This is a genomic window from Streptomyces sp. 1331.2 (assembly GCF_900199205.1).
Classification (GTDB): Bacteria; Actinomycetota; Actinomycetes; order Streptomycetales; family Streptomycetaceae; genus Kitasatospora.
The window spans coordinates 13,226-24,949 of sequence record NZ_OBMJ01000002.1 but is presented as its reverse complement, the minus strand read 5'-3'; the positions used below and the strand labels follow the sequence as shown (position 1 = coordinate 24,949).

Genomic DNA, 11,724 nt, shown 5'->3' with positions numbered 1-11,724 from the left:
TCTCGAACTCGTGCCCAGGTGGCTCCCGTTCTACCTGTCGAAAACAATACCGGCCTCCGTCTGACCCCGCTGGCGCGGGGAGACCGCCGCAGCCCTGGAACCGGCCACCCGCTCGGGGCTGACCCCCGCTGGCGCGGGGAGAACTGGGGTACGTACCCGCTCCTGCACACCAAGGACGGCTGATCCCCGCTGGCGCGGGGAGAACAACCCGGGCCCCATGAACCAGAAGCTCAACACCGGCTGACCCCCGTGTCCGGTCTCACTGATCATGGCGGACGCGACTGTGTCGAGCTGCGGATTGCCAGGTTTGGTGAGACGGATCGGGGATGCCAAGCTCAGGGATCATGGCGCTTCTCAGTTGGCGCCATCGGTGACGCCCGCGCGTCAGCCGGACCTGGTCGACGTGGTTCCAGATCGCATCAGCGGACGTGCGGGGGGCACTGCACGGCCACTGGCAACCAGCGGGTGCGAGGGGTGTCAGCCCGAGTGCCGCTCTCGTCCGGTCGACCAGCGCGCGGATCTCCTCCTTGTTCTCCGCGTAGAAGAACTCGGTCGGGGCGACGGTCAAGGGCGCCAGGAAGGCGGCCAGGGTCGCGACTTCAGGGTGCGAGATGATCGCGCCGGCCTCGCTGTTCTGCGTGATCGTCTCCGCTTCGGTGGGCCAGTTCAGTTTGCGTGCGCGTGTCTGCCAGCGTTGCACCATCGCTGGTTCCGCCCATCGGTCTGCGGCCCACCTCTCGGCGATCGAGCGGGCGCCGCGAACGCTCATGACCAGAACATCGGGGCCGTAGCGGCGGAGGACCTGGGCCAGTCGTCTCTGAGCTGCGACCATGCCTGCAAGGGGGCTCAGCTCGACCGGTGGCGGGAACGGCGGCCCTTCGGTCACATTCGTCCACGATCCGCTGACGGTGACGCTCTGCCAGTGCTGGTGGCGGGTGCAGATGACCCGGGTGATGGGCAGTTGGACGCGGGGCGGGGCGATGTTGCGCCGGCTCGCACGGTGAGGGCATGCCCGGCGGGTGTAGCCCTTGGCGGCTTGGAACCGGACAGCCGGGATCTTCTTCTCCATGAGGTCCGGCGCGTGCTGGCGGGCCCAGCCCAGGGCCGGGAGCGCCGCTGACAGCCGCCCCAGGGGCAGGCCGCTGATCACTGCCAAGCGTTCGGCGGCCGGCGGGTTGAGCGGCTGCGACGCGAAGCCGGTGACCTGCTGGTCGAAGTCCAGCAGCATCGCGTGGTCGCTCGACCCATGATTCGTAGCCGACGTGCCGGCCAGACGTCGAAGACCACCACAGCCCGGGATAGTTGCGCTGCCCTCGCCAGGAGGGACAAGGACCGTACCGGCCGTCCGTCCTCGAACCGCACCCCGGCAGCGTCAGCCAACGCCACGCGGTGTTCGCCGCCGTCCCGGTCGACATACGCGACCTCGAACCCCCGCACTACAGCCGGCGCTCCACCGGCAACACTCCGAGCGACCGTCACGCCACCACGATGATCAGACGCATAGGCCCCTGTCCCCCAACTTCGTCAACTTCACCGAGACGAGTGGCGCACGAGATAGGTTCTCCTCATGGGACTGCAGCGGGCGGGCGTGCATCATTCGGTTTCGACTTGGCAGCAGCCGTGTCCTCCGACGACCTCTCACGAACGCACTGCGCTGGTCGAACGGATCGCGAAGCGGATCCTGGCCCTCGGCCAGGGCCGTCTGATGGTAGGGATCGACGGTTTCACCGCTGCGGGCAAGACGAGTTTCGGACACGAATTGGCTGAGCGGATCAGTACTGCGGGACGGCCCGTGCTCCGGGCAACCCTTGATGACTTCAAGAAGCCGTGGAAGGACCGGCACCTGTATGACCGGGAGTCAGGTGAGGGGTACTACCGCAACGCGTACGACTATGACGCGGTCAAGCGGCTGCTGCTTGGGCCCTGCCGGTCGCCGGAGGCAACGTCGTGCGTGCTGTGCAGCATCGACCCGCTGACGCAGAAGGATCATTCCTCACACCGGACGCCCCTTGCTTCGGATGCGGTGCTGATCGTGGATGGCGTCTTCGCCTTCCGGCCGGAGATCAACAAGTACTGGGACTTCCGTGTCTGGCTGCAGGTAGATGCGGAACTGTCCGTTCAGCGAGGCGCCGACCGTGATCAGGACTGGGCCGGGAGCGATGCGGAGTCGATTCACCGCAACCGGTATCTGGTGGCAGAGCGCATCTATCTTCAGGAAGTCGACCCGATCCCGATGATGGACGTCGTCATCGACAACTCGGCGTTCGCCAGCCCGCGCGTCGTGGAGTCGTGACCTCTGGAGGGATCTGCGGCTGCTGGTAGCGGGCTCGGTTCAAAGTGTCTGCCGTCGTCTTTCCCGGTGGGGAGGCTGATGTGGCGATAGACCGTTCCGCGCGAGACCTTGAAGGTCTGGGCGAGTCGCGGGACTGACGGGTGCCCGTGCCGTGGAACTGCAAGAGTTCGTCGATCCGAGAGTGCGTGCGTCCTGTCAATGGGACGACCATCACGGGTCCAGTGAGACCAGCCGGATCAGATGAGACTCAATCCACCTTGAAAGGTGAAAACCGGGCACGGCCAGCCGCGCGCGCCGCGAATCGGCCGACTACCGCCTGGGATGAGTGAGACACCACCAGGCCCGATGAGACCGGACTCATCTGCCATCCTCGCCAACTTCACCGAGACGAACGAGGCCGAACTCGCCACGATCACCGAGACTCCGCCACGCTCACCGAGACAGGACACCCCGCTGGCGCGGGGAGAACCCCACCGGCTCCAACACCGTGACGTTCGCCCATGGCTGACCCCCGCTGGCGCGGGTAGAACGACCCGGCCGACAAGTTCGACACTGACGAGCACGGCTGACCCCCGCTGGCGCGGGGAGAACGCCGTGGTCGTACTCGCCGCACTCCGGAAGTACGGCTGACCCCCGCTGGCGCGGGGAGAACGGCGGCCTGCTAGCCCACCAGACCGGTCTGTCCGGCTGACCCCCGCTGGCGCGGGGAGAACTACTTCACGGACCTGACCGTCGCGAAGATGGACGGCTGACCCCCGCTGGCGCAGGGAGAACGCCGCACCGTCTGCCAGGCGCAGGCGGCCGGACGGCTGACCCCCGCTGGCGCGGGGAGAACGTCCGCCCGAGCCTGCCGCCGGTCGACAACTACGGCTGACCCCCGCTGGCGCGGGGAGAACACGAGTCCGCAGGAGACTCCGGCGGCCAGCACCGGCTGACCCCCGCTGGCGCGGGGAGAACCCGTTACGGGCGGGGCCGCAGTAGCTCCTCCGCGGCTGACCCCCGCTGGCGCGGGGAGAACTGCTCCAGGCGAAGGCGCGTCTCCTCGATCTGCGGCTGACCCCCGCTGGCGCGGGGAGAACGACGGGCTGCACGTCCTCGGACATGGCGAGCGCGGCTGACCCCCGCTGGCGCGGGGAGAACAACAGACAAATGGAGCTGACAGCCAGTTCGGCCGGCTGACCCCCGCTGGCGCGGGGAGAACGACAGTGCCGTTAGTGCCGTTGACTGGGAATTCGGCTGACCCCCGCTGGCGCGGGGAGAACCCCTCTCGGGCTGCCACGTCCGAGCGTTGTTGCGGCTGACCCCCGCTGGCGCGGGGAGAACCCCCTCCCGGTGCCGTCGCCGGTGCCGGACGACGGCTGACCCCCGCTGGCGCGGGGAGAACAGCTGTCCGCCGATCACCTCCCAACTGGTGCCCGGCTGACCCCCGCTGGCGCGGGGAGAACAGCAGGATCACAGCGAGCCCGATGAGGACGGCCGGCTGACCCCCGCTGGCGCGGGGAGAACAACATCCGCACCGGCAACCCCAAGGTCAGCGGCGGCTGACCCCCGCTGGCGCAGGAGAACTCGGTGGTGGCGGCGGCCCAGCCATGGCACGGCGGCTGACCCCCGCTGGCGCGGGGAGAACACCAAGCTCCAGGAGTTCACCACGACCGACGACGGCTGACCCCCGCTGGCGCGGGGAGAACTCCCAGCCGAGGCGGGCCAGCGCGAGCAGGCACGGCTGACCCCCGCTGGCGCGGGGAGAACGCCCCCCAGGAGAAGTCCGGTGCGCCGTGGAGCGGCTGACCCCCGCTGGCGCGGGGAGAACCGCCGCATCGCCCGCATGGCCTGGCCTGGGGTCGGCTGACCCCCGCTGGCGCGGGGAGAACGTTCACGGGGGGTTGGCGCTTTTCACGCCTGGCGGCTGACCCCCGCTGGCGCGGGGAGAACTGTCGGCGGGTGAGCAGGCCGTCCGGGGCCATAGGCTGACCCCCGCTGGCGCGGGGAGAACGAGATCTCGCTGTCCGAGATCACCGACCACGCCGGCTGACCCCCGCTGGCGCGGGGAGAACCCTAGGGATCAGGCCACGGCGAAACCGTGGCGCGGCTGACCCCCGCTGGCGCGGGGAGAACGGCAGATCCCGTCACTCTTTCGTGATCAGGTCCGGCTGACCCCCGCTGGCGCGGGGAGAACGCGGAGGGGACACGTGCGTAGAGGCTGACGTCCGGCTGACCCCCGCTGGCGCGGGGAGAACCGTCACTCAGCGCACCAGCGAGTTCGAGGCGGCGGCTGACCCCCGCTGGCGCGGGGAGAACTGGTAGCCGCCCGACCCCCGAAAGTGCCCGTGCGGCTGACCCCCGCTGGCGCGGGGAGAACGCTGCGGCGGCGGCCAGCTTGGCGGTGCTCAACGGCTGACCCCCGCTGGCGCGGGGAGAACTTCCTCCTGTGGGCGTCGCTTCGCCTCTCCCTCGGCTGACCCCCGCTGGCGCGGGGAGAACGCGGTCTTGCGCTGCTCCTCGGTGGCGGCGGGCGGCTGACCCCCGCTGGCGCGGGGAGAACCAGTGGGGTGACGGCTCCTCGTCTGACCAGGACGGCTGACCCCCGCTGGCGCGGGGAGAACGGGCCGCGTGGATGGAGGGCGTGCAGGCCGGGCGGCTGACCCCCGCTGGCGCGGGGAGAACTCGCCCTGGCCCAGCCACGGCGTGATGATCACCGGCTGACCCCCGCTGGCGCGGGGAGAACCTCGGCCACCCCGACTACCAGGCAAGGGCGTTCGGCTGACCCCCGCTGGCGCGGGGAGAACATCGGCGCCGCCTGGATGAGCCGCCACGCCAACGGCTGACCCCCGCTGGCGCGGGGAGAACCAGCAGCACCGGAACCCCTCGTCCATGGCGCACGGCTGACCCCCGCTGGCGCGGGGAGAACGTTTCCTCCTCATGGTGACGGGTGGTCACCACCGGCTGACCCCCGCTGGCGCGGGGAGAACATCGGCGCCGCCTGGATGAGCCGCCACGCCAACGGCTGACCCCCGCTGGCGCGGGGAGAACCAGCAGCACCGGAACCCCTCGTCCATGGCGCACGGCTGACCCCCGCTGGCGCGGGGAGAACGTTTCCTCCTCATGGTGACGGGTGGTCACCACCGGCTGACCCCCGCTGGCGCGGGGAGAACCTCAAGGCCCGCACTTCGTGGTGGACAACCGCCGGCTGACCCCCGCTGGCGCGGGGAGAACGTGCCGAACAGCCCTGGGGAGCGGTCGCCGTTCGGCTGACCCCCGCTGGCGCGGGGAGAACGTGCCGAACAGCCCTGGGGAGCGGTCGCCGTTCGGCTGACCCCCGCTGGCGCGGGGAGAACGGTCACCCGATCCGGTTTCGAGGACGGGCTGTTGGCTGACCCCCGCTGGCGCGGGGAGAACGCCCGTGCCGGGTCGGCTGACGTGCTACCGGCCGGCTGACCCCCGCTGGCGCGGGGAGAACCGTAGGTCGGCCAGGGCCTGCTGGTGGTGCCGCGGCTGACCCCCGCTGGCGCGGGGAGAACGCGCTCAACGAGACCGCCGCTATCAAGGCCCTCGGCTGACCCCCGCTGGCGCGGGGAGAACGGCCAGCGCGATGGCGGTGGCGGACTGGAGCGCGGCTGACCCCCGCTGGCGCGGGGAGAACCCTTTCTGACCTTGGGCGATGCGGCGGCTTTGCTGTTTCTTTGCCAAATGTGGCGTGGTGCAAGTGAGCTTGTGCAGCAGCCGGTCTGTTGAGGTGTCAAAGAGCCTGGGACATCGTGCCACGGGCCGGTGACGCTGTGACGAGGCAATAGCTGCCCCCAGAGGAACTGAGCCCGCCGTTCCGGCAGAGCCCCGGCCCGTTCCCGCGGCACCGGTGGGGCGGAGCCACCTACAGGAGAGCCGGTCCCCGCTGCTCAGTTCCTCCGCCCGCCACCCGGAAATCCGCCCGTCTGCTGACCGGCGCACGAACGGTCGTGTGCCGCAAGGCCGATGCAAAGAGGCGTGCCCCCGCCCCCGGCACTGCCGCCATCGTCAGCCGTCATCCGGCGCGCTCGCCTCGTCGTCGAGCCAGGAGCCAAAAGCCCCGATGGGGCCCTCCCTGACGCCTCCGACTGAAACTCGGCAACCGAGATCCCGACGCGGACGCGGGCCACAACCTTCAAGTCACCGATTCCCGGCGCCACCTTCAAGGAGACGTTCGACTGGACCGAGCAGGCGCCGATCAGCGAACCGTCCACCTGGGTGGCTGACCTCGCGGCACGGCTGAAGCCGCCGGGGAGGCGGGCAACCAGCCCGCCTCCCCTTCCCAGAGCTTTCTCATCTCTCCAGCCCAGCCCAGCCCAGCGGACGCGAGACGGAGCCGACGTGCACGCTGCCTTCCGCTCACGCCCGCCACTGCCACCGATGCGGCCGAACACCTCCCGGTTCGGCCGCACGCCCGGCCGGGCCCGGGGCGCCGCTACGCGACGCCGTCCTGCCACCACCAGAAGCCCGAGCCGTAGTTGCCGTGCTCGACCCGGCTGTCCACGTGCTGCCACGAGACGGTGTAGGTCTCCAGGCCGGAGAAGCCGCAGGTCTCGGCGATCCGGTAGACGGAGAGCGTGGACAGGCCGGAGACCGCGATGTCGGCAGCGACCCCGTAGGTGTGCATGGAGTTCGACGCACCGCCGACCTGGGCGTTGTACGCGGTGCTGCGGAAGCCGGAGTTGATGGTGATCGCGCGGCCGCCCGCCTTCTTCCGCAGCGCCTCCAGCTTGTACATGGTGCGGCGTACGTTCTCCCGCACCTCGCCGGAGCCCACGTTGCCGCCGCCGAAGCCCGAGCCGTCGTGGCTGGTGAACTCCGACCAGTCGAAGTGGGAGGTGGAACCGTCCGACTTCTCCAGGGAGTTGAGCACGCCGAAGGTCTGCGGTCCGGCAACGCCGTCGGCGCTCAGGCCGTACGCAGCCTGGAACCGGCGCACCGCGGTGGCGGTGCCGGGCCCGAAGGAGCCGTCCACGGCCACGTACGTCTGGGACGCGACGTCGGCGGCCCACCCCGCGACGCGGATCTGCAGCTCGGCGACGGCGGCACCGGAGGAGCCCTGGCCGAGCGAGCCGGGCCACCCGTAGGCCGCCGCGGGCCGGGCGAGGCCGACCTCGGCGACGGCGGCGAGCCCGGCCGCGGCCACGACGCCGGTGCCGTAGCGCAGGAGTGAACGGCGGTCGAGGGAAGATCTGTTCATGTCCTGATCCTTCGAGGAGTTCGAACGGGTCGGGTACGGTGCATGATCAGCGGTGCCGGGTCAACGGTGCCTGTTCTGCAGTCCACGGTCAACGGTGCTCGGCCACCGGAGTGCGGTCGGCGACGCGCTCGGCGGCCTTGTGGTGCAGGGCTCGGTCTTCAGTGACGATCTCCCGCTGGTGGCGTTCAACGTGCCGGTGAGTTCGGACCTCGCAGGCATAAAGTCGCTGCTGGTTCATGGAGTGGCCGATGGCTGGTGGCACTTCGAGACTGCGTGCGTCACCGACGATTGGATCAACGCCCAGCGTCCTTTCCTACTGGGCGAAGTGTTCATCAGCGCTCCCGGGGATGATCGGCATACCGAGGTCGACCGAGGCACGGGGCCGGTTTCGGGCCAGGCGGTCGAGCGCGGCGAGCATGTTGCGGGCGGCCTCGGCGCGCTCGCTGACAGTCAGGCCGCGTTCGGCGAGTTCTCGGTGGAGGCGGGTCGGCGCTGGTGCAGCCCTCGTTGAAGCGTGCGATCAGGTAGGCGGCGTGGCCGTCCAGGCTGCTCTGGCAGCCGGCGAGGCGATCGCCGATCAACCCGTCGGCCGTGGCGGCCCTCATGAACGTCCGCACGGTCCTCGGTCGGGTTCAGAACCAGCTCGGCGACGATCTGGCTGGGCGCCATGCCGTTGCCCATCAGCGCGTGGACCGCGGAGTGACGCTCGCGGGTGCGCCGAGCCCGTCGTCCGTCGGGCAGTACCACCCGCCCCTTCTCGGGCATGGGCGGGACCCACTGCGGGCACGGGCGGGCGACCAGCCGTTCGGCCGTCTCGCCGAGGTTCTGCCAGAGGTGAAGCCTGTGCGCGACCTGCGTCGCCGTGCCGGCGCCCGGTCAGCCCCATCTGCGTAGTAGCGGGCCCGGTCGCGGCAGAGCATGTCGACGCCGGGATGCTCGGTGAGCCGCTCCGCCAGGGCATCGGCGCACCGCTCGGGCAAGACCTCGACGGGACGGCGGCCCTCGATGTCGACCAGGACCGTGCCGTAGTCGTGGCCCTTGCGAAGGGCGAAATCGTCGACGCCGAGCATCCGGACCCGTCCGGTGGGCGGGTCCGGATGCGAGCGGATCAGGCGTATCTGGATGTCCCGGCCGGTCCCGACCGCCAGGTGCTCGGCGAGCCGGGTACCGGCCCGGCCACCCAGCGCCAGGGCGACGGCCTCGCGAACCGTCCCTAGCTCCACGGGCGGGGATGATGTTCTCCGGCGGCTGACCCCCCGCTGGCGGGGAGGACTGACGATCCAAGGGAGGATCACGCATTTCCGACGACTGACCCCGCTGGCGAGGGGAGGACGAAGCCATGAAGGCGGGGTTCCAGGATGGTTCCGGCTGACCCCCGCTGGCGCGGGGAGGACCGGAAGGGGATGCCAGCCTCGGAGAGGAGCGCCGGCTGACCCCCGCTGGCGCGGGGAGGACACCTCGACGCCGAGGACGTGCGCGATGGCGGGCGGCTGACCCCCGCTGGCGCGGGGAGGACGCGCCCCTTCAAGGACCACAGCCGGTAGAGCACGGCTGACCCCCGCTGGCGCGGGGAGGACTCCATGTACAGGCCGAACGCCGGACCGTACTCCGGCTGACCCCCGCTGGCGCGGGGAGGACTCGGACTGCGGAACCAGCCTCTGCAACATCACCGGCTGACCCCCGCTGGCGCGGGGAGGACATGGCGATGTACACCGACCAGATCCGCCAGATCGGCTGACCCCCGCTGGCGCGGGGAGGACTCCGGTGGTGTCGTGCGGCTCGGCGGCCGGCTCGGCTGACCCCCGCTGGCGCGGGGAGGACAGCGGAGTCGCCGCGTCCGCCGGAGTGTCTGACGGCTGCCCCCCCGCTGGCGCGGGGAGGACGTGGATGAGGACGGCCGCCCCTACGCCGACGGCGGCTGACCCCCGCTGGCGCGGGGAGGACGCCGCCCACACCAACCTCACCGGCGGCCGGATCGGCTGACCCCCGCTGGCGCGGGGAGGACCGCTCCCACAGCGACACCGCCTTGCCGATCGCCGGCTGACCCCCGCTGGCGCGGGGAGGACTTGTCCTCGACGGCGTAGCGGCGCTCCCAGGTCGGCTGACCCCCGCTGGCGCGGGGAGGACACCACGTAGGCGAGTTGGGTCCGCAGTTCGGCCGGCTGACCCCCGCTGGCGCGGGGAGGACGTCACCACGCAAAAGCTGAACCCCAGCACCGGCGGCTGACCCCCGCTGGCGCGGGGAGGACTCCAGCCCCAGCTCCTTAGCCAGCTCGGCAAACGGCTGACCCCCGCTGGCGCGGGGAGGACTCCAGCCCCAGCTCCTTAGCCAGCTCGGCAAACGGCTGACCCCCGCTGGCGCGGGGAGGACCTTTCTGACCTTGGGCGATGCGGTGGCTTTGCTGTTTCTTTGCCAAATCTGGCGTGATGCCAAGCGAGCGTGTGCAGCAGCCGGTCTGTTGAGGTGTCAAAGAGCCGGGGACATCGTCCCATGTGCCGGTGACGTTGCGACGGGACGTAGCCTCCCGCTTGCCAGAGCCCAGGTCGATCCGTGCGGCAGCCGGCCATTGCTGCGGAGTCACACGTGGGAAAGTCAATTCCCGCTGCTCGGCACTTCCGTCCGTTGTCCGGAAGACTCGGCTGCCTGCTGATCTGCACACACGTGACGGCCGGGTGCCGCAACGTCAATGCAGGGGGCGCCCCCGGGGAGGATCCCGGCGCTCTCCCGTCGTCGATCGCCGTCAGGCGCGGTGACCTCGTCGCTGAGCCAGGAGCCTTGATCGGGCTCTCCCTGTTGCGCCACGGGTTCGTCCGGAACTGAATGGGGCTCGTGCGCGACGGGGAGTAGCGAGCCGACGTGCAGCCATCACCCGTCGGCCGCCAGCCAGTTCCCAGTCCCCGTGACCGTTGAGTGGGCATGGAGTCAGGAATGTCCGCCAACCCGTACGCCCTGCTCGACCCGCAGATGGCGTCGTTCACGCTGACCAGTGCGGACTCCCGCGACGGCACGCCGTACTGCCGACGAGCACTACAGCGGCATCCTCGGGGCCCCGGTGGCCATTACGCCTCGCCGTAGCTGTCCTGGTCCGGTGCGCCAGCCGGTACGAAGAGCTTCGCGGTGACGATCATCGACCCGGACGTCACCGACCTGCCGCCCCGCTCTGGTGATCCGGACGCGACGCTGCCGGGCGCGGCGTTCCAGCTGAGGAACGTCGGGTACATCGGAGCGGCCCCGGCGCCGGCCGCGGGCACCGGGCTGCACCACTACTACACCGCCGTGCACGCGCTGGACGTGGAGTCGGTGCGGACCTGGGTGTGGACGACGATTCCACGCTCGCCCTGCCCCACCTCGTCATCCGCGGCCACGTCCTAGCCCGGGCGGTCGCGGCGCCGACCGGCGAGCCCGGCGGGCCCGGCGCACGCATAGGCCCCTGACGAACGCGCCTCGATACTCGACTCGTCCCCTCTCCGGCCCACGGCCGGACCACATCCTGAGGGTCGGCCCCAGACGGGACGGATCGCGGCTTACGGCCGCTGGCCGCAGTCGCCGCCGCTGCCACAACTGCCGCAGCCGCCTCCGCAGGCGCCGCAGTCACCATGGTGAGATGGCCACAGGCTCAGGTCCGGCTCGAATCCCGCGGCCCGGATGGCGTCCAGCGCGTAGCGGTGCCCCTGCGTGGGGACCGGCCTGGTTCCGGGCTCGTCCGGGTAGTGGTCCACGAACCGGCCCGCGGAGCTGCACAGCGCACGGTACAGAGACGTGTGCAGGAGGAGCGCGTGCCACCCCATGTCCACGGCCCTGGACGGGCGCATCAGGCGCCCGGGGTGCGTGGCCGCCGCCACGACGAACTTGATGGCCTCGTCGGCGATCCGTACGGCGTGCGGCTCGTCGATGCCCTTGTTGTCGCGCTGGATCAGACGTACGACGCTGGCGAACCCTTCCTCCGGCAGCAGGTGTCGGCTGCTGCTCGTGCGCTCCGCCGTCGGCTCGGTCCGGTGTGCCGTGGTCAACTGACGTCCTTCCTCGGGAGCTGAGAGCGCCGCGTAGTGCCGGTCTCCACGACTCCGCGAACCCGCGACTGTCAGAACTGTCACTCCCCGGACTGCGCCCGCACACCCCCATTTCCGGTCACTTCGTGAGCCTCCGGCCGGATCCCCGAACAGCGAACCGGCCAGCCGACCCACCGGCCAGCCGACCCACCGGCCGGCCGACCCACCGTCCGACCCA

At 70.8% G+C, this 11,724-nt stretch carries 8 protein-coding genes and 4 CRISPR repeat arrays; of the genes, 4 read left to right on the top strand and 4 right to left on the bottom strand.

Annotated elements, in window-relative coordinates:
- Nucleotides 1-259 precede the first annotated feature (259 nt).
- A complete protein-coding gene (locus CRP52_RS40680; protein WP_179853100.1) occupies nt 260-1,228 on the bottom strand; it encodes a hypothetical protein in 969 nt (322 codons plus the stop codon).
- 339 nt (nt 1,229-1,567) lie between these two features.
- Between CRP52_RS40680 and CRP52_RS33150 the strand changes: the two genes are divergently transcribed.
- Nucleotides 1,568-2,293 (top strand): uridine kinase, encoded by a 726-nt coding sequence (locus tag CRP52_RS33150; protein ID WP_097240546.1) that lies wholly within the window; start codon nt 1,568-1,570, stop codon nt 2,291-2,293.
- A 501-nt stretch (nt 2,294-2,794) separates the two neighbouring features.
- A CRISPR array of direct repeats spans nt 2,795-3,799; the repeat unit is 29 nt; unit sequence CGGCTGACCCCCGCTGGCGCGGGGAGAAC.
- A gap of 91 nt (nt 3,800-3,890) precedes the next feature.
- Nucleotides 3,891-5,933: a CRISPR direct-repeat array (repeat unit 29 nt; unit sequence CGGCTGACCCCCGCTGGCGCGGGGAGAAC).
- Nucleotides 5,934-6,731: 798 nt separating this feature from the next.
- On the opposite strand, the gene CRP52_RS33145 is transcribed toward CRP52_RS33150, so the two are convergent.
- On the bottom strand, nt 6,732-7,496 hold the full coding sequence (locus CRP52_RS33145) for a D-Ala-D-Ala carboxypeptidase family metallohydrolase (RefSeq protein ID WP_097240545.1): 765 nt from the start codon (nt 7,494-7,496) through the stop codon (nt 6,732-6,734).
- A 94-nt stretch (nt 7,497-7,590) separates the two neighbouring features.
- On the opposite strand from CRP52_RS33145, the gene CRP52_RS33140 reads away from it, so the two are divergent.
- Complete coding sequence (locus CRP52_RS33140) at nt 7,591-8,007, top strand: hypothetical protein (protein WP_097240544.1); 417 nt, start codon at nt 7,591-7,593, stop codon at nt 8,005-8,007.
- Between the two features lie 169 nt (nt 8,008-8,176).
- Here the strand turns inward: CRP52_RS33140 and CRP52_RS40945 are convergent, their stop codons facing one another.
- Nucleotides 8,177-8,503 (bottom strand): hypothetical protein, encoded by a 327-nt coding sequence (locus tag CRP52_RS40945; RefSeq protein WP_373560583.1) that lies wholly within the window; start codon nt 8,501-8,503, stop codon nt 8,177-8,179.
- Between CRP52_RS40945 and CRP52_RS40065 the strand changes: the two genes are divergently transcribed.
- Together CRP52_RS40065 and CRP52_RS40675 are read left to right on the top strand one after the other, a co-directional pair.
- Nucleotides 8,429-8,713: a hypothetical protein gene (locus CRP52_RS40065; RefSeq protein WP_097240543.1), complete on the top strand. Its 285-nt coding sequence runs from the start codon at nt 8,429-8,431 to the stop codon at nt 8,711-8,713. The two genes, CRP52_RS40945 and CRP52_RS40065, sit on opposite strands and share 75 nt — an antisense overlap.
- Nucleotides 8,714-8,861: 148 nt before the next feature.
- Nucleotides 8,862-9,317: a CRISPR direct-repeat array (repeat unit 29 nt; unit sequence CGGCTGACCCCCGCTGGCGCGGGGAGGAC).
- Between the two features lie 93 nt (nt 9,318-9,410).
- A CRISPR array of direct repeats spans nt 9,411-9,867; the repeat unit is 29 nt; unit sequence CGGCTGACCCCCGCTGGCGCGGGGAGGAC.
- Nucleotides 9,868-10,614: 747 nt separating this feature from the next.
- A complete protein-coding gene (locus tag CRP52_RS40675) occupies nt 10,615-10,869 on the top strand; it encodes a hypothetical protein (protein WP_306458927.1) in 255 nt (84 codons plus the stop codon).
- A gap of 152 nt (nt 10,870-11,021) precedes the next feature.
- On the opposite strand, the gene CRP52_RS33125 is transcribed toward CRP52_RS40675, so the two are convergent.
- Nucleotides 11,022-11,507 carry a hypothetical protein gene (locus tag CRP52_RS33125; RefSeq protein WP_097240542.1) on the bottom strand — a complete coding sequence of 162 codons (486 nt, stop codon included), beginning with the start codon at nt 11,505-11,507 and terminating at the stop codon, nt 11,022-11,024.
- Between the last annotated feature and the right edge of the window lie 217 nt (nt 11,508-11,724).

Excerpts from the sequence above, each read along its gene's own strand:
- CRP52_RS40680 (WP_179853100.1), bottom strand. The coding sequence starts at position 1,228 with ATGCTGCTGGACTTCGACCAGCAGGTCACCGGCTTCGCGTCGCAGCCG.
- CRP52_RS33150 (WP_097240546.1), top strand. The coding sequence starts at position 1,568 with ATGGGACTGCAGCGGGCGGGCGTGCATCATTCGGTTTCGACTTGGCAG.
- CRP52_RS33145 (WP_097240545.1), bottom strand. The coding sequence starts at position 7,496 with ATGAACAGATCTTCCCTCGACCGCCGTTCACTCCTGCGCTACGGCACC.
- CRP52_RS40065 (WP_097240543.1), top strand. The coding sequence starts at position 8,429 with ATGCTCGGTGAGCCGCTCCGCCAGGGCATCGGCGCACCGCTCGGGCAA.